This is a genomic window from Nonomuraea sp. NPDC049141, assembly GCF_040648415.1.
Classification (GTDB): Bacteria; Actinomycetota; Actinomycetes; order Streptosporangiales; family Streptosporangiaceae; genus Nonomuraea.
Genome location: NZ_JBEZDR010000010.1, coordinates 1 through 19616 on the forward strand (window position 1 = coordinate 1; position 19616 = coordinate 19616).

Consider the following 19616-nt stretch of genomic DNA (forward strand, 5'->3'; position numbering starts at 1 on the left):
TGGGGCCAAAACTCACCCGTGATCAAGACCCCCAAGATCGCTAAATGGGGCCAAAACTCGCCGGTAGGTGGAGCCAGCTCTCACCCCTGAAATCAGACGGTGTCGGGCCGTTATCTGTCGTTCGCGGAGCGGGAAGAGATCGCGTTATGTCGTGCCCGGAAGGTCGGCGTGCGCGAGATCGCGCGGCGTCTGGGGCGGGCGCCGTCGACGATCTCACGCGAGATCCGGCGCAACGGCTCGACGCGGACGTATGACGTGGAATATCGAGCGACGGTCGCGCAATGGCACGCCGAGCGCCGAGCTCGTCGGCCGAAGATGGCCAAACTGGCGGCCAACCAGCAGCTGCGCGAGTATGTGCAGCCGCGGCTGGCGGGACAGGTCCGCCACCCGGACGGCACGCTGGTGGCGGGGCCGCAGACGGCGCCCTGGAAGGGACGGAACAAACCCCACCGTCAGGACCGCCGCTGGACGACGTCGTGGAGCCCAGAACAGGTCTCCCACCGGCTGAAGGTCGATTTCCCCGAGGACGACACCATGCGGATCTCACACGAGGCGATCTACCAGGCCCTGTTCATCCAGGGGCGAGGAGCGCTCAAGCGGGAGCTGGTCGCCTGCCTGCGCACCGGGCGTGCACTGCGGGTGCCGCGAGCACGCGCCCGGCAGAAGGCCGTCGGCCACGTGACCCCCGAGGTGCTGATCAGCGCCAGGCCCGCTGAGGCCGAAGACCGCGCGGTCCCGGGCCACTGGGAAGGTGACCTCATCATCGGCACCGGCAGATCGGCGATCGGCACCCTCGTGGAGCGCACAACACGGTTCACCCTCCTGTTGCACCTGCCCCGGATGGAGGGCTACGGCACTCAGGAACGCGTGAAGAACGGCCCAGCATTGGCCGGCCGCGGCGCCGAAGCCGTGAGGGACGCGATCACCAAAGAGATCACCGGGTTACCCGAGCAGCTCCGCCGCTCCCTGACCTGGGATCGTGGAACGGAGCTGGCCCAGCATGCTCAACTGCGCATCGACACCGGCTTGCTCGTCTATTTCGCCGACCCCCATAGCCCCTGGCAGCGTGGCACCAACGAAAACACCAATGGTCTGCTGCGCCAGTACTTTCCCAAGGGCACCGACCTGTCACGATGGGATGCCGAGGAGTTGGCGGCCGTAGCATTCGCGCTCAACACCAGGCCCCGAAAGACCCTCGGGTGGAAGACGCCGGCAGAAGCCTTCAGCGAGCATCTAAACTTGCTGCTGAACAGCAGTGTTGCGACGACCCTTTGAACCCAAGGTGTCCATGTCGACCAGGATGGTTGCGTAGCTCTGCCCTTTGCGTTTGGCGAACTCGTCTACGCCCAGCACCGTGACCGGCCCGACCTCTGGGTCAGGAAGGGCGCGGATCAGTCGCAGCAGCGTGCACCGCGACACCGCCACCCCCAGCCTCGCTGTCAGGCGTGCTCCGGCCCGCCCGGCCAGCGCCAACGCGACCCGCTCCAACACAGCACGCAACCTGGGCGTGCGGCGTTGCCGCCACTGGGTCACCCCCTCGACCTGTTCAACGAACGTCGCCACCCCGCACGCGGGGCCGACACAGCGAAACCGGCGCACCTCCAGCTCAACCCGCACCGGCCGCCCGGCACACGACAGGTCCTTCAGACTGCGCCGATACCGGTCATGCACTCGCGCGGACGGCGTCCCGCACTCCCGGCAGGCCACCGGGCCCGAAACCGTCCGAGCCACCAGGACCACTCCCGTGTCCCCGATCTCGACCCGAACGAACTCCAGCCCGTCCAGGTGCGGGAACAGCACCTATAACAGGCGAGCCTGGTCGGACGACACCTCGTGCAGCACAATGGACCCCACGTGTCCGTTCTTCACGTCGATTTTCGAGTTATCCAGATCGTGACAGAACGGTCACGCCCATGCGCAGCCTGTTACAGGACCGCGATTGACGCCAGCAGCGCCGGAACTCACACTCCGTAACCCGCCCCATGAAGTGAGACAGAGCCGTTTCCACATGACCGCTAACACACGACCAGGCAGTGGCGACGGTGCGTATGTACCACCGGCTCGCCGGGTTGAAGCATCAGCCGGACACCGACGCGGCGCGGCTGCACTACGCGGGTACAAGCGTCGACGGGCCGACAACGGTCAGCGCAACCAGAAGGAAGCGCCGCCGGTCACGATCGAGGCTCTGCGCGCCATGGTGGCGGCCCGCGACCTAGCGACGGCGCGGGGCTGCGGGATCGGGTGCTACTCGTGTTCGGCTTGGCGTTGATGGGCCGCCGGTCGGAGCTGGCGGCGTTGACGCTCGACGACGTGCGCGAGGCGGGCGACGGCCTGGAGGTGACGATCCGCACCAGCAAGACCGACAAGGAGTCCCGCGGCGAGGTGGTGGCGATCCCGCGAGGCTCGCACCCTTTGACGGATCCGGTTGAGGTGTGGCGGTCCTGGGTGGATTTTCTTGCCGCGCGGAGCGTCATGTCGGGTCGGCTGCTGCGGTCTGTGGACCGGCACAGCAATGTGGGGGAGTCGATCAGCGAGGACGGGATCAACAAGGTGGTGCGGGAGCTCGCGGTGACGGCTGGGGTGCCGAACGCCGAGTCATTCACTGCGCACAGCTTGCGGGCCGGGGGCGCGACGGTGGCGTATGCGGCAGGGGTCCCGGTGTCGGTGATCGCCCGGCACGGCCGGTGGCAGCAGGGGTCGCCCGTGGTGTTGCGGTACATCCGGGCGGTGGATCGTTGGCGGGACAACGCTATGCGGAATGTAGGTCTTTGACCTCGTGACTAGTTATGTCGGTTCGGGATGGGAGAGCACGCCATGTCTGTAGCGCCGGAGCCAGGGCCAGCCGGGGAACATGTTGGAGAACTGATCGCGCAGCTCCAAAAGCTGGGGATGGACCTGCTGCATTTGCTAGAGGGGATAGGGAACGACGAACAGTCGAACCAGAGCGAATCAGGAGTCACCCGGTGGGATGCGCTGCTGGCGCGAGTCAGTATCGAGGAGCTGGAGGAGATTCTACAGGAGCGGCTCTCTGCCCTCCGCCTTCAGCGACGTGTCTTAGCTGCCTTGACGACGGATATGGCGTTGTCTTCTCCCGAAGACACTTTGTCGAGAATATTCGACGTCATCCGAGCTGATACGACGGGAGTCATGGCGCCCACTCCCGTGGTGCTCTACCTTGATGACGAAACCACCTACTCGTCGGTGCACAGCGCGCTCGTGGGAGCACTCGAGTCGTTCGGCCTGGAAATCGCTGTGGCAACGCAGACGCTTGAGGGGTCCATCTGGCAGGCGTTCGTGGCGGCGCTTAGACGTCAAGTGGATGGTGAGCGGCTAGACCAGGTTGGAGATCTTGCCGTCGCAGGAGCGAAGGCACGGTGGCACGGCGAGCCTCAGTCGCAAATCACCAAGGCACAGGGAGAAGCCATCGCCTCTCTGCTCGCAGCTCTGGAAGGTAACCAGAACGCGTTACTGGCGTTCAGTAACATCCTGATAGTGAAGGTCGATGGGGTTCCGCTCGTGCGGGAGTTGACGCCGGAGCAGGTGGAGCATCTTCAGAGGAATCCGCGGCTCTACACGGATCCGCGCCTGGCGCTGGGGATGCTCGATGATGGCCGAGTCGTCCAAGGGGACGTCGCTTCAGGGCCGGGCCAGCAGGCCATTGCGCCGTGACGTTATGTCGAATCTCTCGGCGCTTCTCGCTTTCGCGGCCGGACCTCGCTGTTGAACCGCTTGCGCGCCCATTCCACCAGGGCGTGAAGCCCTAGCCCGCCGGTCAGCACGAGCAGGATGGCGGCGCCCAGGCCGGTGTCCCCAATCGTCTCGATGCCGCCCCAGAGCAGGATGGCGAGTAGGGGGGTCCACGTCCGGAACTCGGAGCAGAGTATCCAGCAGAGAAGCCTACAAAAAGGTACGGTTGCGCGCTTGGCTAGCCACGCGCAGCGAGATTCCATGCTGGCCCACAAGAGACCTGCCGCGTATGTGAGAACCCGGCGGCGAGTACCTGTTGTTGCCAGTTCGAGAAGGTCCCATCGCCATGCTTCTTCAGCGTTCGGATCGGCTGCTAGCAGTGCTGCTAAGTCGGTTAGACGAGCCGCCAATAGGGGGCGACCGGAAGATCCCGTGAGGCCCATTGAGGACATGTAGGCGGAGTTTAAGGCATGAAGCGCGGAGCAGAAGCGATCGGGATCGAAATGAATCGCATGTTCCTTGGCCAGGGCCCAGACTGCGAGTTCGCTCCTTTTTGCGCCGCCGCGCCTATCTAGACTCCAGCGACCCGCCTTCCACTGGTAAATCTCGAAGTGAGCAGGGACGCCTTCGCTAGGCGTGAGACTAGACGACAGGGGAGAGAACTTCGCCCTGTATCTCAAGCCTGAGTCGGGTATCAGAATCTCGTACTCGGTAAGGTCGTGGGGGCTTGTGATAAGGAACCTTACATAGAAGATTCTATCTAGGGCCTCGTTACGAATCCCATACCACCTCATATTGGATTCATCACTATAGACGACGTGGGTGAAGTTTTTGTCATCTGCCCTCATCGTGCGGCGGTCCATCCCCAGTGACTGCTCAGCTTGGCACTCCTATTCGATAGAGCCTCGGCGGCGCTGCCGCGCCCATCAGCGGTCATCTCCAGCAGACGCTTCCGCGGCCCAGTCGTCTCACTTTCGTCCCAGTAGGAGCGCACCCATCCGATGCCCTCCAGTCGGCGGATGATGGGGTAGACGGTGCCGGAGCCGTGGCCGGTCATCTGGCAGATCTGGAGTCCGTATGTGGGCGTGCCCTCGGCTGCCGCTTCGAGGAGCACGCTGAGCACGTCGCGGGTGGGGGCGGTGAGCCGAATCGGGGAGGTCATCCACACTCCGATAGTCGAGTACGACCTATGTCGAGTACGACACTAAGGCATAGCACGCTGGCATGAGTGGGGGTCGTCGGAAGTCCACACTCGAATCGGGCCAGTTATGGCAGGCTCACCTGTCGTGTTGCGCTACATCCGGGCGATGGATCGTGGGCGGGACAGCGCCATGCGCAACGTGGGGCTTTAGAACCTCGCGCCCCGCGCCTACGCGTAGCAATAGCCCGTCCAGCACGGGCCAGCGCTGGTCACGGTCGAAGGCGTACGAGCTGGTGCAGCGGGCCGCGAAGCCGGCCCGCGTCGAGTCGAAGGTGACGCCGCACACGGCATGCCATACGTACGCGTTGCTCGCAGAGGAAGCGGGCGTGCCCATGCGGACGATCCAGATTGGCCTGAGCCACAAGGACGTGTCCACGACGGAGATCTACACGGCCGGCCGGGACAGACTGGAGAAGGACGTGTCGCAGATCGTGGCTTCGGCGATCGAGTGAGGTCCTCTACTGCGCCAAATTGGTCTCGCCATGCCGAACTGCACAAGTGTTCTCAAACGTTATCTCTGTGAATCATGGGCTTATATGCCTTGGGTGGGCCGTGTTTGGCGTTGACGCTTAAGTGTCAGGCCTTTGCCCGCCTGGCCCTCCCAGATCTGTCTCCTCTGCTCCGTCCTCGCCGAGGTCCAATAGGTGGTACAAGAGTCGATTCCGGTCCGGAACTTCATTTAGCGCGGCGGAGACTACGCTTGCCCAGATATCTACATAGGTTTGTCTATCAATCCCGCTCGGTATGCGGATACGGCTGGAGTGGCTGATGATTTGGGCCACGTTACGCCTGGTCAATTGAGTCGAACTCGCAAGAATGTCATCCCTAGGGATCCCAAGAAGATCGAGCACCTTGGGCAACGCCTCACGTCCATGGGTTCGCAAGAGATTGAGACACTTTCCGTTCGCTTCTTCGATGTCCTGTACCGAAGTCAGGTAGTCATAGATGTGCGCATACTCCGCCCTGGCCGTGAGTACAACATCGCTGGCCTTGGCGGACTCGATCATCCTTACTGCAGTCCGCCGCCTTTCGTTGGTGCGAAGAATGCGGGCGCGAATTAGCGACGCCAACAGGTCCCATGCTTCTATCGGCAGGGGCTCTAGAAATAGGCAAGTATCCACTACCGGCAGGAGTCGCTTGATACGCCCAACAACTATTGGGGATGTCAAAGGGTTGAATTCAATCATAAGCGACCCGAGGCGATCTATTGCGCCGCTGTGCGAATCGGCCTTACCCACAAGATGTCCGCACTCTAGGATGTGCAAAGTGGTCAGAGAGACCAAGGCGGACGAAAGCACCTGATCGCCCGCAGCCTCTGGGCTGAGCCTGGACGCATGGTCAACCACAGCCTGCGTTGAGGCAACGTGCCGAGACAGTCGCAATGCGAGTCTGTCTTGAGCCAACTCCCGACCCCACTGGGACTCGGCGATGGTTCCGTCAGCGCGAATATGACGTGAGGGCTGCGCCTCCGGTGAGTCGCGATCACCGATCAACAAATGGGCAGCTTCATGTGCCATCGCAAATGTAAGTGCCGAACGGAAGAGCAGAGCTGATGACGCAGTTAGTCTTGGGCGATAGCTAGCTATAATTCCATGGAAATTTAGCTGAATCAATAGGTCTCGAACTATCGCGGACCGGGCCAGTGCGGCGTACTGCTCGGGCGGGGCGCCTGCAATTGTAGGAGCTCCGAATCGGCTAATAGCAAGCCGCAAGGCTGGCCTCGATAGCTGGAAGCTCGCCAAGGTGGAGAGAACGAGAGTGATTGCTATGAACTGGTGAGAGACGAGCAATTGGCTGCTTCCGTCCGCGAATCGTCGGATACTAACGACATGCCCCGAGGCCGTGGAATGGACAGGGACAACGCCACCTATCGCGTCAGTGTCCAAGTTGCTGCGCTCTTGATCGCTAAGATCATTGATCGCATGTACCAGTTGATTCCAAACGCTATCGATGATGGCCTGCTCGGGGCTGTGAGAGGATTCAACTGGGTATCGCCATCGCAAGAACGCGCGTCGACCTGCTTCGAACCACCCGCTCGCAACCTCTGAGTCATCCTCCCAGGCCCTCCGCTCCCCTTGGTGGAGTTGCGTGCGTGCACGTTCCGCGTCCGAGTTCGTTAGAGATCGAGGTCGAATCGGTGGTCGATCATCCATGTGCGATCCTCGCACTCGTCTATCGAGAAATAGATTCAGCTATCACCGGGAGCGCCGTCTGTTCGACGCTGTGATCCCTCGGCCCCGAGTGTCGCGGCGGGCAAAAGAACCCAATGATAGGTATCATGTCGGATGATCCGCTAAGGGGCTATCCCCCTTGAGTCAAGTCCTTGGAGACTCCAATTGGACCAGATGCCAGCATACGATGAGTTCACAGAGGATGCCCTCCTCGCTGCCCTCGCGGTGGAGCTATACGGCGAAGCCGCTGAGGGGTTCGGGCCTCCTGACATTCGGCGGCGCATAGAGGACGCCCGCGACTGGGTGCAGGGGTGGCTGTCTCGACATCGACAGGGCCTCTGCAAGGAACTAGAGCGTCGCGGGTTCCGGTCTTCAGGCACAGTCGATGCAGTTGTGGACATCGCTACATTGGTAGACCTCCTAGTTGTGGGCTTTGGTCTCGGACAAGCAAGTGCTGCTATTGTTGGCGCCCTAATCCTTAAGTGGGGCCTCCCTACTCTGTGTAAGTAGTGCGTATGGCCTTGCCACGATAGGCGAACAGGCGTGCCGACAGGCTGCCTGCTGGGCTTGAACACCTGCCGACGAGGACGGCATGCGTTCTCCAGAGGTGCGCGAGGGCTAGCGCACTATGCAGTCGGTCAGGCTGCGCCTTACCGCGCATTGCAACTGTTTGTGCGATCTGGCGACCTTCATGGGAGGTTGCGGCGGCTTGACAAGCGTGCGTGGGTTGATCGCCATCGTGGGACGAGTTTTGGAGCTGGGCAGGCCCTTTCCTACACGATTTGGGCATCGCGAGTAGGTGTGTCGTCGCGCCAGTACCCCTCCATGAACCACATCGTCATCGCAAGCGCCGCAACCTCGATCGCCAGCCAGGCGTTCGCCTCGAACTCGCCCATCCGCATCCCAAAGGAGCCGGAGACGTCGCGCAGCGCCCACCAGGTGAGGAGTTTGCCGAGCGCAATCACGGCGATGACGAGTGTGCCGATAGGGGCGAACGCGCGCAGCTCGTCGATCTCCTCTTCGGGGATGCGGTCGAGCCAGCGGCTCAGGGGGCTCATGAGGGTGAGTGTACGACTGGGCCGTACGCGTTGCGCCGATTTGACAACGCTGCGTACGATGATCGTCAGTGTGGGTCTCGTATGATCGCGTACGGCGCTAGGAACGGATGCGCTGCCCCTGTAACCAACGGCGTACTCGTTGCCGCAGGCTTGTGGGGGCAGGGGGGCGGCGCAGAAGAACCTTCTCGGCTCGCTCCGCTTCTGCGACGAGTTCTTTGCCCAACTGGCGAAGCCACCACCGGCGGTTGTTCCTGCCTAGGATTGCGGTGGCAGGCGCGACGATGAGTGCCAGACCGGCATAACTTAGGCTTGGCCATTGGTCAGCGATGGTGATCTTCCCGCGGACGAGGCCTTGGGTGAGGACTGCCGTTGTGAGGCAATCGGCCAGGTACATGATGGCCAAGGGCGTCAACCACCATGCTCGCTGGATCGCCCAGCGTCGCATCGTCAGAGAGCTGGCCCGATGAATGTAGCGTTTGCCGACGCACTGCATACGCCTTACCCACGCCAACGCCTGAGTGAGTTCAGGTGCAGCTTGGCGTAGATCGGCGTATTCATGAAGCTTATGCCGTACCCGGTTGAGCCCGTGCGGACCCTTGCTGACGATTCTTAGCAGAGCCAGGCTGCCCCATGCAAGCATGGACAGTGACAGGATAAGGAAGCCTAAGCCGGCGAGGCCCACTGTCGTATTAGCATCGCTGTCTGTGTAGAGGTTCACTCCGACCCCGGCCACGACTGCCACGGCACCGGAGAGCAAGGGCGCATACACAAGCGGCACAGCCATCTCCGGCCGGACTCGGCCGACCTCTCGACTCCATCGGTAGACCGCGCGCGCCGCGACCTGAGCCAAACCTTGTACCACGAAGACGAAATAGACTAAGCCGCTGAAAATAAAGGCAATCGCTGCGGCGGCGTAGATCAGAAAGGTGATGGCGGTCCTCCTATATTCGAGCTAGATATGCGCTGCGCCGCTCGAACGGCTGAGTGCCGTCCCGAAACGCTTTGGTGGGAGCTCAATTCTTTCGAAATCGTAGGGCGAACTTGACGACTCTGCCAGCCTACGGTTCCTATGTTGCGGAGGGGGTGCTGTGGCCAAGCTCGCTTCCCAGGAATACCGCCTGGTCCCCGTCGCCGACCTTGAACCGCACCCCGAGAATCCGCACCGCGGCGACGTCGAAGTGATCAGCGAGTCCATCGCGGAGAACGGCTTCTACGGCGCGGTCCTGGTGCAGCGCTCCCGGATGCGTATCATCGCCGGCGAGCACCGCTGGCGCGGAGCCCAGACGCGGGGCCTGGCCGAGGTGCCGTGCGTGCTGCTCGACGTAGACGACGAGCAGACGAAGAAGATCCTTCTCGCTGACAGTCGCACCGCCGCGCTCGGCTAATGCCTGACCTGGATGAGGTGGTCGGCATGCTGGGGGAACCGACCCGGCAGGACGGCTGGGTGCCGGTGAAGTTCCGCACGCCCCGCCCGGTGAACGCCGCGTGGAGCGAAGCCGTGTCTGGCCGTGAACCGACGTAGGTGCTGGCCGAGCTGCTGGGTGTCGAGTGGCGGTGGGACGGTGAGGAGGCGGCGTGATCGCGGCTCGACCGTGCCGACCAGATCGCCGGCGACTATGACCCAGTAGGCACCGTCGTCGCGGTCGGTCTTGATGACCTGGACGGCGTCGAGCTCGTCGTCGGTGTACCAGCGGCGGCGCTTGATGGGGGTTGGCGTCATTCGCCCACGGCAGCGTGTCCCCCCACCAGGCGTTCTCCTGAATCTTCGCCGCCAGGGGCGACTCGCTCGGGAGGTGTCCCAATGTGGACACCGTGAGGCGGCAACCTTTCACTTGCCGTGGCCGTCTCACCGTTGTCACGTTCCACCCCCTACCCCCGGAGCCCTTCTTGCTCAGATGTCTGCTTGTCTCCGCAGCCCTCATCGGGTCAGCTCTGGCCGTCCCGATGGCAGCAGTAGTCCCCGCCTCGGCGGCCGTCCAGGCGCACACCGCCGCGTCCTGCTACAAGCAGAGCGGCACCCACTGGGTGTGCATCACGCCGGGCGCGTTCTGCCCGGCTGCCGCCCACGCCCGGTATGGGTACGCCAAGGTGACCAAGAGCAAGTACAAGTGCACATACAAGACCTCGGACCCGTATTGGCGCTGGAGACGCGCCTAAGGGGGCGGCACTGGTGACCTCGCCTGAGTCCTGCGGCAAACTCGAAGAAGCCCTGCTCAGACCTCGGGATCGCCTGCGCGCGGCTGGGCGAGAGCAGGCGGTCGCGCGCGGCCTCGCCGCGCCTCGAAGGCTGGTTTGGCGAGATCGAAGGCATCGACCTGACCCTGTCGCTTCTGCGCGACAAGCGCGCCCGCGCACGGCGACTCACGACGGCCACCGAGCTCGGCATGCCGACGGAATCGGGCCGTGGAGTGAGGCAACTGCCGGTCAGCGTTGTGTGCAGCGTAGGCGGTAGACATGAAAAGCCCCACCGCGACAGACTCGTGACTCAATGTGACTTTCTGGGTACTTCTCTGTCGTGTCCTCCGTTGAGGGTCCGGCAGACGATGGAGCGCCGGATGGCCTTACACCATCGTTGCCTTCTGACGTCCCCAACCGCGTTTCCAGGACCTTCCGTAACCTCCGCCGTCCTCCACGGCCGACGTCTAAGCCACCTCTAAGGTGGCTCAGACTAAACCCTCCCGTCACGCCGCCTTCGCGGGCTGAGCTGGACAAGTTGCCTATTAAGGAGCGCCAGGAGCTCTACAACGCCCATCGCCAACGACCTTGGCAGATGGTGACGTCTCTGAGTGTCTTCTTCGGCATCCTCTTCGCCGCCGGTGGTCTCGTCTACACCGCACGGACCTGGGAGACCAGCCAGGAATCCCAAGTCACCGACCGCTACACCAAAGCTGTCGAACAGCTCAGCTCAGCCAAGATCGATGGTCGCCTTGGTGGTATCTACGCCTTGGAGCGCCTAGCGAACGACTCCCCCCGCGATCACCAAACGATCTATGACGTACTCACCGCGTTTGTTCGCGAGCACGACCCAGGGCCCGGGGCGCCCCTACCAGAGAAGCCTGCAACGGACATTCAGGCGGCGCTGACGGTTATCGGCCGTCGAGACGCGACCCTGGATAGGGAAGATACTTCTATCCACCCTGGCCCCGCCTACGGTCAGATTCTCGATCTGAGGGTGATACGTGTTAAAGGCGCGAACCTGATTCACGCGGACCTGACCAGCGCGGACCTGGCCGACGCGAACCTGACCGGTGCAGACCTGACCGACGCCAACCTGCCCCGCGCGGACCTGACGGACGCAGACCTGGCCGACGCGTACCTGACCCGCGCGAACCTGACCACTGCGGACCTGACCGACGCGAACCTGATTCGCGCGAGCCCGTTCGACGCGGACCTGACCTACGCGGACCTGATTCGCGCGGACCTGACCAGCGCGGACCTGGCCGACGCGAACCTGACCGACGCCAACCTGACGAACGCAAACCTGAGGACTGCGGACCTTACCGACGCGGAGCTGACCGGTGCGGACCTGACGGGTGCGGACTTGCGGGGAATCACCGGCCTATCAGAGGCGGCAATACGTAAGGTCGCCAAGACAGATAGGACCCTCTTCGGCCCGATGCCGACGGAGTAGCGATCTCACCTAGATCCGATACCGCATGTGTCGTGGAGGCCGATGCCACCATCGGCGAACGGCGGCGTTCGTGCAGATAACGGAATGACGTTGTCAGCTGGACGGTCCTGTCCGCTCGCATCGCTCATGCTTGGTCAACGTGTGATCATGTCATTCTGCTTCGCCGTCTTGGGCGATCGCGCGGGCGAGCTGGGCGATTGGGCGCCACCGACGCTCATCCTCAACACGCTGCTGGGCGGGTTGCTCAACCACGTGCTGGCCACGCCGGAAAGCTGCGGCCGGAGATAACCGCCCGGAGCACCCGGTACGTCGAGGACGTCACGGCTTTCGTCCTGACCGCCGCCGTCGCGATCTACAGGCCACCGGCCTGACGATGGTCCCGGATGGTGACATATCCTGGTCCGGGCTCCTGGGTGCAGTATTCGCCGTGCATGTCGATCCCCTCGAATTCGGCAGGGAAGGCGGCCTCCGGCAGGAGGATGCCGACATCGAGCATGAATGTGACGCGCATACCGCTGCCCGGGTACGGATCGAACCTCTCCACGGCTGCGAGGGGCCGTATCCCGGCCAGCTCCTGACGGAAGCCCTGGCCGTCCCGCCACATCTCAACGGACGTCCTCTCGCACAACGCCGCCACGGTTGCCAAGCTCCACCAGTTGAAGCCGAGCAGGGAATCGTAATAGCCCAGGGCCGGCGTATCCTGCCAGGCAGGCGGCTCGTCAAGCGTCACCCGGAGACGGAGGTCACCCAAGACCTCGATCAAGCCGGAAAGGGTGTGGGACTCCGCAACACCGGCGGTGGGGTGCAGGATGTGGCTAGCGACAGTGGAAAGGATCTCGGTCGGCAGTCGGGGATTGTCCAGTCCCACGCGGAAGTACATGCCGGGCCGCTTGCGGACACTCTCGTCGAACTCGATAACCGTGATGTCGGCCGCAGTGTATTCATGATTCGCCATGGGGTAGTCAGGGGCGCGGTGCCGTGAAGGCCCGGTTCCCCATACCTCTTTCAATTCCGTACGTGCGGTTTTCCCGCATACGGCTTTGCGCCGCTAACGGGACCTTTCGTTCCGTATCATGCCGCCTGCCAGCGGGACGTGCTCCTCGGTGAATCGGACTCGGTTGGGGTTCGCGACAATGCGCAGCAGCTCGACCGCCCGGCCGTGCGGGTCCGCGATGACCTGGTCAGCGGCCAACACCCACGACCCGGACGCGAGCTTGAGCTTCTTGGCCTCGTCGCCGGTCGCGAGCCGCGCCCCGGCCGTACGGCGCGCGATGGCCGCGGGGGCGTGCCCGGCCTGGGCAAGCGTGGAGTAGATGCCGCCCGGCACCAGATGCTCGGTCGCGATCGGAGTGCCCTCGACCAGATCGCGCGGATAGATCGCCTCATCGAGCCGGACCGGCGCATCCCCGATGAATGCTGTCCGGCTTCGGACCACGATCGCGGTGTGGTCGGGGCGGCCGAGCAGCGCGGCCACCTCCGGGCCGGCGCCCTTGGATGTGATGCCGTTGGTAACCATGTGGCCCTCGACGCCTGCGAGCGTGCAGCACTCGGACCAGGGGAGTGGGCCGTGGCCGTGGGGGTTGTGCAGGATCAGGTCCACGACCTGCGGATGGGGGTCCTGCACGAGCATGCCGTAGCGGGGCACACGATAGATCAGTCCTTCCGCGAGGAGGATCTTGTAGGCGCGGCTGAGGGTGTTGGTGGAGATGCCGTGGCGGGCCATCAGCGTGTCGGCGTTCGGCAGGTAGGTGCCTGCCGGGTACACGCCGGTGATGATTTCCTTGCGGAAGTGGTCGGCGATGTCGCGGTAGGTGGCGCGAGCGGCGGCGGGCATGCCATGCATGTTATGCGCATGACAAGGCAGTGTCTAGCGAATGCCGCAGCCTCGCACGGCAGTGATCAACACGCGAACGCGAGCGCCTGCCTTTACGCCGACACACCCGCCATCGCCCAGGCATTCGAGGAACTGGCGGAGCAGAGGGCTGGTGATTTGACCTTGGCGATCCGTCGGTCCCGCCGACCGACTGAGCTGATCAGACGACGGTCGAGCTTATCTTGGCCCCCGCCGCGTAGATGTGATCGACTGATGAACATGCAGGCCATTTTCACCGCGTGTATCGCTGTGGCTGGGACCTTGCTCGGGTCGCTGGCCACCTACATCTTCCAAAGCCGAACGGCTGGTCGTGCCCAAAACTTCGCTCGCGCCGAGCAGTTCCGTCAGGAACGACTCACCGCCTACAGCACCTTTGCTGGTGCCGTGCTGGACTTGAGATCCAAGCAAGGAGCTCGATGGGGCGCAAAGAGAAGATTGCCCTCCGACCCGGTCTCCTACGCCGAGGCCAAAGCAGCGCAGGTGCTCAGCCGCACCACGGCGTGGCAATCCCTGTACAGAGTGCGCTTGGTGGCTGACGGCAAGGACGTGACTCAGCTGGCAACCGCCGCGATGGACCTCGCAGCGGACATAGACAAGATCCAGACCCTCGACGAACTGGACGGACGCATGGCCGAGGTCAGGAACGCGGTGGAAAGATTCATCGACGAGGCGTCCAAACAGGTGCGCTGAGAGCTCCATAGACGGCGGCTCGGCGGTTACGGTCCGGACACTCAGCCAGCGCGGCGAGGTGCGGCGGGATGCTCTGGCCGTGGAGCAGTGGGCGAAACTCATCGAGGCAGTCGGCGGGCTGCTTACCGGGCTGGCGTGGCCAGTCGCTGTCGTGCTCGCAGTATGGCTGATCATGCGACGGCACAACGCCGCGTTCGGCAGACTGATCGACCGGGTCACGTCATTGCAATTCCCCGGCGGCCAGATCGACTTGGCTGACCTCTGGCCGCCCAGAGAGAGCACGTTGACGAACTGGCCGAGCAAGTCGCAACCCAAGATGGCGAAGCGCAGCGGCGGCAGACAATACGCGAACTGACCTCGTCGGCCGTCGAACTCGGCGCGATTGAGCATTCCCGCAGAATCGCCGAACGCCTCGCCTTGCTGCCTGGCGCCGAACCAACCTCCGCAGTAGAGGCGGCGATCTTCGGCCTGGCTACTGCTGCCCCGCCAGAAGGGCCCTCAGCGGCATCCCAACTGCTCCGATTGCGATCATCCCCGCGAGGGCGTGGCGCCGCCCCCCTGACGAGGATGACCCACGGCGTGAATGATCCGCCCCGCAGCGTTACCTCTGCCCGTTCAGCCTTCGCGACCGGTGACGAGCCCGGCGAACCCAGGGGCGTCCGCGGTGTTCGACAGCGCTCAGGCGGTAGTCGTGATCAGCTCGTGGAACGCGACGGCCTGCGGCCGTTCTGGCCCCCGCGATGAGCATCGCGTCCAAGCGGGGCAGCTCGGCGCGGACGGATTGCGATCCGGTCTCCGTGGCGATGATGAGCGCCTCGCTCGCCGTGTCCGCCGCCGCGTCCGGAGCGTGGGCGGCGGCGTGCGCGTGCGCGAGCCGCGCCAGGTACGACGCCTTGTCGCGGCGGTGCGTCGGCGAGATCCCGCTGATGCACCGCGTCAGCAGGTCGATCGCGGGGCACACTCCGTGCAAGGGCGCGATCGTGCTCTACGACTGGGCCGGAAGCCGCAACATCCCGGCCATTGATCACGTCGGCATCGTCGAAGCCGTCCGCTCCAACAGCATCGTGACGATCGAGGGCAACACCGGCAACCGCGTGATGCGTCGCGAACGCTCGGGCCTGGTCGCCGGCTACGGCTACCCCGCCTACTCAGGCACCACACCCGCGCCCAAGCCCACGCCTGCCGAGCTCACCTGGACGGAGAAGATCGTGAAAACACTGCCCACGCTCAAGCTCGGCGCGCGAGGCTACGACGTCAAGACTGTCTTCTACCTGCTGCACGCCCGCGGCCTCGGCTTGTCCGGCTCCCTTGACGACACCGTGCTCGGCGAGTCGCTGGATGAGGCGCTGCGCCGCTTCCAGAAGGCGGCCCATCTGACGGAGGACGGCGAGTGCGGGCCGAAGACGTGGGCCGCGCTCCTGCGCGTGGTCTGATCGGGACTTAGAACTTGGTGTCGTTGTATGTTTTTGCGACCTTGCGGATCTCTTCCGGCGTTATACCCGTGATATTTCTCAGGTCTGCCCCGGTCAGGTCCGCCTGGGTCAGGTCTGCCTCGGTCAGGTGCGCGCCAGTCAGGATCGCGCCGCTTAGATCTGCCTCATGCATGTTTGATCGCCCGATCACAGTGATCGCTGCTTAGACATCGGCTGGAAGCTTCGGACGTGTGGAAGTTGGCGTCGCGACCTTCGAACCCTCTTCTGCTGATGGCTGTTTGGACGGCTGCGGTGCGGTGCGGTGCGGCTCGTGGTCCCTGACGAAATGCGATAAGACCTCTTGCACGGTGCCGTAGTCGCGTTCAGAGTCGCGGGCGATCCGTTCTAACGCGTAGATCCCACCAATCCTGATGTGCAAGTTGTTCACGTCTCCGAGCTGCTGAATGGCCTTCGTGTAGCGGTCCGTCACCTGCCCTTGCTCCGTCAACTCCAGCGTGCGAGTCGACGTCTGCTGCGTGAGTGCGAGGGAGCGGCGGGTCGTATCAGCGTTGCGCGCCGTGTAGTAGACGGCGACCAACGCGACCAGACCGGTGGCGATGGCCAGCGCCCGGCCCCGCACGGCATCGGCTGCGGTCGCGATGTCCTTCTCGGGCCGCTTGGTGAGGTCCGCATCGAGGTCCACAACCCAACGGGCACCAGCGCCGAGCACCCAGACCAGGGCGGCGAGCAGCAGCAACGCGGCGACGACGAGAATCCACGTGCGAGCGGGGAGCTTGCGGAGCGTGGCCCACATACTGGAACGGTACGGCGTGGCCCTGTACGACGGCTTGCACTCTGATGAGCGTCAGTGTCGTGGTGGGTGCTGTCACCAACCTTGTTTAGCGTCGCGGTGAGGTCGTTCAGCAACTCGAACCAGCCCGATTTCCAGCCCTGCACGTCCCAGTCCTGGTCGCCGGGAGGAGAAGCGTCACCTCGCCCTCGTCCGCCGGCTCCTCCGCCCTCCGCTCGGTCGGTGCGATGAGCCGCAAGGCGGAGGTGTTGCCGCAGGTCGGAAGCTATCAGCCGCCTCCATCACGCCGCTGCTGGTGGTCACGCCGTGCGGACCTCAACACCCGCCGCTTCCATCATGGAGCGGCGGGCCATCTCGTCATATCGGGGAAGCCGTGCGAGGACATGCGCGAGTGTAGGGGCGTCTTCGACAGTCTCCCTTCAGTGCCGGGGGATCAGACTCGCTTCCACCGCCACTGGCCGTTGCTGTAGATGCCGCACCGGTATTGCCGCTTGGTGATCTTGGCGTAGCCGTAGCGGCGGTGTGCTGCCTTCGGGCAGTACGCGCCCGGTGTGATGCAGTTCCAGTGGTTACCGGCCTGCCGATAGCAGGAGGCTGTCGTGTCGGCAGAGGCGGCCTGATCCCGGTTCGCTCGACGCCGCAGGTAAATGGGGTCACGGTGCCGTGCCCGGCTGCCGACCTTGAGGGAATGGCAGTGGGGGGACGGGACGACGGTGTGCACGGCTTGGTCGACGTCACCGTTGGGCTGGGATCAGGCGGCGTGTGCTCGTCCGGGGCGCTGACCCATCGCAGGGCCAGGAGAAGCACGACGAGCAGGGCTGCCGCCGACGCGATACACAGCACGGTCGGCCGCTGCGCTGGCGCGGCCGTCTCGAAGGAGGATCGCAGCGGGAACGGCTCTCCCACTTCTATGGCAAAGTCCTTCTCGTCTTTCAGGAACGACTGGTAGGCCTCGAGCGCGGCGGTCAGCGCCGTACGAAGGTCGGCCTGGTCAGGACAGATGCCGCGTGCGCGGGGGCAGACGAACCCGTAGAGCAGGTGCAGCGGGCGTCCGTGTTCGTCCTTGGGTGCGGCTGCCTGGCCGAGGTCGGTCCCGGAGACCCGGTGGGTGGCATGGACGACGCTGATCGGCTGTCCGGAGGGGGTGGTGAGGTCGATGATGCCGGGCCGGTCCAGCACGGCGCCGGGTTCGACGTGGTCGGCGAGTACGGTGTAGTCGCCATCGGTGACGAGCAGAGCGGGCGCGAGGAGCGTGCGGTAGCCGACGCGCCGCCCGCGAGAGATCAGGAACGGCCATCCCCGGGCGTCCACCGTCACTTTCCCGCTGACAGACGGGAGCTCGGCAGCCGCTCTTCCAGCATGGTGGGTTTGCCGCGCATGTCCTGCAGCACCTGCCGACGGACCCGCAGGAACTCACCGGCGCGCCGCGCCGCCTCGCTCGCCTGTGAAGCGGGGCCCGCCTGTCCCTGCTCGGCGGCCATGCCGCGGGAGTCCCGAGGTAGTCCCATGAGCACGTCTGCGGCGAAGGCAGCGAGCGGCAGGCTGAGGGCGCCAAAGAGAGCGCGTGCCGAGGCCTGGAAGGCCAGCATCGCCGTCGACTGGGCGCTATTCAGCCGAGTCTGGCGGCGGGCTTCCGCGTCGAGGGCGGCACGAAGCTTCGCATCCAGCCGCATCTCGACCTGGTCGAACAGGTCGGGGACCACGGCCGACAGCGGGACGTCGACGTAGGCGGGCCGGGCCTGGGCGCTGCGGATCTTCACCACGTGGCCGGAGGCGTCCAGGGAGGCGAACCCCGAGCCGACCGCGCTGACCGGGATGAGCCGGATCACGCGTTGGGCGCTGTGGAGGTGGACCAGCGTCCGGAAGTGGTCGTTGGACATCAGCAGGTCGCGCACGAGAGACAGGCGGGTGTTCTCGTCCTCGTGCAGGTGCGACAGCAGGTCCCACTTGGTGACGACGAAGCTGACCGGGCAGCTCGCGCCGATCATGTGCGGGACGAGGATGTTCAGGGTGCGGTGCAGTTCCGTCCAGCCCTGTGGGTCGCCGTCCAGGTGCTGGCGGATACGCCCGCCGTCGATGATGCCGAGCAGGGCGTGCGCCGAGTGCACCTGCGCGAAGAGCTCCGTACGCCGGTCGGAATTGATGTCGGCGGCGTCGGTCAGGAGCTCTCCGGCGTACTCCAGATAGTCCAGGCGAAGGACCTCGTGCACCCGGTCCCCGGCCTGGGTCTTGACGCCGAAGGAAAGGTGGCGTGTCTCGCTGGCGAAGGTGCCTCGCGGCCAGTCTTCGGCCTGTGAGGTGTTGGCCATCTGCGCGAACCAGCTGCTCAGCCTGGCCACGTCGCCGTCGGCGGCCGACAGGTAGTAGCTCTGCCGGGAGGGCGCCTGGAGCTCATGGAACATGCTGGCCAGCAGGAGTGTCTTCCCCGCCCCCGGCAGGCCGAGCGCCAGGACGTGGAAGGTGGGGATGACCGCCTGGATCTCCGCCTCGCCTGGCGGTGGATCGTCGTGCCGGCGCTTGCGGGAGCCGAAGCGTGCCATCAGGGTCGCCACGATCGCGGCCACAACAAATATCACGAGGAGAATTTCCATGGCTGTCACCGCTTTTCGATGGGGGCAGCAGAGAGGCAGCAGCTGGCAGTGGGCTGCCGACCACGTGCAGCGCGCTGGTGATCGCCCGAGTCAGGCACGCGATGACGACCGTGATGCACGCCGTGAGCACGGGCGTGGCAGAAGCGGGCGCCGCCGACGGCATCAGTGAAGGGTTCTCCCTTAGCTTGCCGGGACCAGGAACCCGTCCTGCTGATGGAAGGTGTACGGGCACTTCCGGGTCGTGTAACGGGTGTGGCTGCCGGGGCATTATGCAACCAGACAGGTGAGCAGGAGACGGGCAGTGGCTGCCCGCACGTGAAGCCGCGCATGATCAATGTCCTCATTCAGGGTCGACGTACTTGCAGAGGAGCCGGGGAACCTGAGTGATACATCCGCACTGCTGTCTCGGCTCGGGAGGATGGCCGAGCTCGCCCGAGGACGGGCGCGGCCATCGACCGCCGCCCACCTCGGGCTGATCCTCATCGGCATAT

The 19616-nt window shown here is 64.4% G+C and carries 23 protein-coding genes; 12 read left to right on the forward strand and 11 right to left on the reverse strand.

Going from position 1 to position 19616, the window contains the following annotated elements; all coding sequences use genetic code 11:
- The first annotated feature begins 99 nt into the window (after positions 1-99).
- The gene (locus tag AB0B91_RS28945; RefSeq protein ID WP_358326057.1) at positions 100-1275 is read left to right on the forward strand and encodes an IS30 family transposase; all 1176 of its coding nucleotides are present in this window, start codon (positions 100-102) and stop codon (positions 1273-1275) included.
- Here AB0B91_RS28945 and AB0B91_RS28950 read toward each other — a convergent pair.
- Positions 1234-1800, reverse strand: a complete 567-nt coding sequence (locus AB0B91_RS28950; protein ID WP_358326060.1) for a transposase family protein — start codon at positions 1798-1800, stop codon at positions 1234-1236. The two genes, AB0B91_RS28945 and AB0B91_RS28950, sit on opposite strands and share 42 nt — an antisense overlap.
- Positions 1801-2229: 429 nt before the next feature.
- Between AB0B91_RS28950 and AB0B91_RS28955 the strand changes: the two genes are divergently transcribed.
- Together AB0B91_RS28955 and AB0B91_RS28960 are read left to right on the forward strand one after the other, a co-directional pair.
- Positions 2230-2772 (forward strand): tyrosine-type recombinase/integrase, encoded by a 543-nt coding sequence (locus AB0B91_RS28955; protein WP_358327075.1) that lies wholly within the window; start codon positions 2230-2232, stop codon positions 2770-2772.
- A gap of 117 nt (positions 2773-2889) precedes the next feature.
- Positions 2890-3669 carry a hypothetical protein gene (locus AB0B91_RS28960; protein ID WP_358326062.1) on the forward strand — a complete coding sequence of 260 codons (780 nt, stop codon included), beginning with the start codon at positions 2890-2892 and terminating at the stop codon, positions 3667-3669.
- 2 nt (positions 3670-3671) lie between these two features.
- On the opposite strand, the gene AB0B91_RS28965 is transcribed toward AB0B91_RS28960, so the two are convergent.
- Together AB0B91_RS28965 and AB0B91_RS28970 are read right to left on the reverse strand one after the other, a co-directional pair.
- Positions 3672-4535 carry a hypothetical protein gene (locus tag AB0B91_RS28965; RefSeq protein ID WP_358326065.1) on the reverse strand — a complete coding sequence of 288 codons (864 nt, stop codon included), beginning with the start codon at positions 4533-4535 and terminating at the stop codon, positions 3672-3674.
- Positions 4532-4849, reverse strand: a complete 318-nt coding sequence (locus AB0B91_RS28970; RefSeq protein ID WP_358326068.1) for a helix-turn-helix transcriptional regulator — start codon at positions 4847-4849, stop codon at positions 4532-4534. The genes AB0B91_RS28965 and AB0B91_RS28970 overlap by 4 nt, the downstream gene beginning before the upstream one ends.
- A gap of 62 nt (positions 4850-4911) precedes the next feature.
- On the opposite strand from AB0B91_RS28970, the gene AB0B91_RS28975 reads away from it, so the two are divergent.
- The gene (locus AB0B91_RS28975; RefSeq protein ID WP_358326071.1) at positions 4912-5340 is read left to right on the forward strand and encodes a tyrosine-type recombinase/integrase; all 429 of its coding nucleotides are present in this window, start codon (positions 4912-4914) and stop codon (positions 5338-5340) included.
- A gap of 1323 nt (positions 5341-6663) precedes the next feature.
- Positions 6664-6936 carry a hypothetical protein gene (locus AB0B91_RS28980; protein WP_358326074.1) on the forward strand — a complete coding sequence of 91 codons (273 nt, stop codon included), beginning with the start codon at positions 6664-6666 and terminating at the stop codon, positions 6934-6936.
- 896 nt (positions 6937-7832) lie between these two features.
- Here the strand turns inward: AB0B91_RS28980 and AB0B91_RS28985 are convergent.
- Positions 7833-8117, reverse strand: coding sequence for a hypothetical protein (locus tag AB0B91_RS28985; RefSeq protein ID WP_358326077.1), 285 nt, complete (start codon positions 8115-8117; stop codon positions 7833-7835).
- Between the two features lie 1088 nt (positions 8118-9205).
- Here AB0B91_RS28985 and AB0B91_RS28990 point away from each other — a divergent pair.
- Positions 9206-9502, forward strand: coding sequence for a ParB/RepB/Spo0J family partition protein (locus tag AB0B91_RS28990; RefSeq protein ID WP_358326080.1), 297 nt, complete (start codon positions 9206-9208; stop codon positions 9500-9502).
- On the opposite strand, the gene AB0B91_RS28995 is transcribed toward AB0B91_RS28990, so the two are convergent.
- Complete coding sequence (locus tag AB0B91_RS28995) at positions 9499-9837, reverse strand: hypothetical protein (RefSeq protein ID WP_358326083.1); 339 nt, start codon at positions 9835-9837, stop codon at positions 9499-9501. The two genes, AB0B91_RS28990 and AB0B91_RS28995, sit on opposite strands and share 4 nt — an antisense overlap.
- A 224-nt stretch (positions 9838-10061) precedes the next feature.
- On the opposite strand from AB0B91_RS28995, the gene AB0B91_RS29000 reads away from it, so the two are divergent.
- From AB0B91_RS29000 to AB0B91_RS29010, 3 genes are all read left to right on the forward strand, one after another.
- Complete coding sequence (locus AB0B91_RS29000; RefSeq protein WP_358326086.1) at positions 10062-10274, forward strand: hypothetical protein; 213 nt, start codon at positions 10062-10064, stop codon at positions 10272-10274.
- Positions 10275-10887: 613 nt separating this feature from the next.
- A complete protein-coding gene (locus AB0B91_RS29005) occupies positions 10888-11748 on the forward strand; it encodes a pentapeptide repeat-containing protein (RefSeq protein ID WP_358326089.1) in 861 nt (286 codons plus the stop codon).
- A gap of 147 nt (positions 11749-11895) precedes the next feature.
- Positions 11896-12036 carry a hypothetical protein gene (locus AB0B91_RS29010; RefSeq protein WP_358326092.1) on the forward strand — a complete coding sequence of 47 codons (141 nt, stop codon included), beginning with the start codon at positions 11896-11898 and terminating at the stop codon, positions 12034-12036.
- A gap of 64 nt (positions 12037-12100) precedes the next feature.
- On the opposite strand, the gene AB0B91_RS29015 is transcribed toward AB0B91_RS29010, so the two are convergent.
- Positions 12101-12703, reverse strand: coding sequence for a hypothetical protein (locus tag AB0B91_RS29015; RefSeq protein ID WP_358326095.1), 603 nt, complete (start codon positions 12701-12703; stop codon positions 12101-12103).
- 93 nt (positions 12704-12796) lie between these two features.
- On the reverse strand, positions 12797-13582 hold the full coding sequence (locus AB0B91_RS29020) for a GntR family transcriptional regulator (protein ID WP_358326098.1): 786 nt from the start codon (positions 13580-13582) through the stop codon (positions 12797-12799).
- Between the two features lie 252 nt (positions 13583-13834).
- Between AB0B91_RS29020 and AB0B91_RS29025 the strand changes: the two genes are divergently transcribed.
- The 3 genes from AB0B91_RS29025 to AB0B91_RS29035 all read left to right on the forward strand — a co-directional run bounded on the left by AB0B91_RS29025 (position 13835) and on the right by AB0B91_RS29035 (position 15744).
- The gene (locus AB0B91_RS29025) at positions 13835-14311 is read left to right on the forward strand and encodes a hypothetical protein (protein WP_358326101.1); all 477 of its coding nucleotides are present in this window, start codon (positions 13835-13837) and stop codon (positions 14309-14311) included.
- 79 nt (positions 14312-14390) lie between these two features.
- Positions 14391-14666 carry a hypothetical protein gene (locus AB0B91_RS29030; RefSeq protein WP_358326103.1) on the forward strand — a complete coding sequence of 92 codons (276 nt, stop codon included), beginning with the start codon at positions 14391-14393 and terminating at the stop codon, positions 14664-14666.
- 385 nt (positions 14667-15051) lie between these two features.
- Positions 15052-15744 carry a peptidoglycan-binding protein gene (locus AB0B91_RS29035; protein WP_358326106.1) on the forward strand — a complete coding sequence of 231 codons (693 nt, stop codon included), beginning with the start codon at positions 15052-15054 and terminating at the stop codon, positions 15742-15744.
- A 7-nt stretch (positions 15745-15751) separates the two neighbouring features.
- On the opposite strand, the gene AB0B91_RS29040 is transcribed toward AB0B91_RS29035, so the two are convergent.
- From AB0B91_RS29040 to AB0B91_RS29055, 4 genes are all read right to left on the reverse strand, one after another.
- Positions 15752-15916: a pentapeptide repeat-containing protein gene (locus AB0B91_RS29040; protein ID WP_358326109.1), complete on the reverse strand. Its 165-nt coding sequence runs from the start codon at positions 15914-15916 to the stop codon at positions 15752-15754.
- A 30-nt stretch (positions 15917-15946) separates the two neighbouring features.
- A complete protein-coding gene (locus AB0B91_RS29045) occupies positions 15947-16537 on the reverse strand; it encodes a hypothetical protein (RefSeq protein WP_358326112.1) in 591 nt (196 codons plus the stop codon).
- A 430-nt stretch (positions 16538-16967) separates the two neighbouring features.
- On the reverse strand, positions 16968-17255 hold the full coding sequence (locus tag AB0B91_RS29050) for a hypothetical protein (protein ID WP_358326114.1): 288 nt from the start codon (positions 17253-17255) through the stop codon (positions 16968-16970).
- Between the two features lie 592 nt (positions 17256-17847).
- Positions 17848-19125, reverse strand: coding sequence for a hypothetical protein (locus AB0B91_RS29055; RefSeq protein WP_358326117.1), 1278 nt, complete (start codon positions 19123-19125; stop codon positions 17848-17850).
- Between the last annotated feature and the right edge of the window lie 491 nt (positions 19126-19616).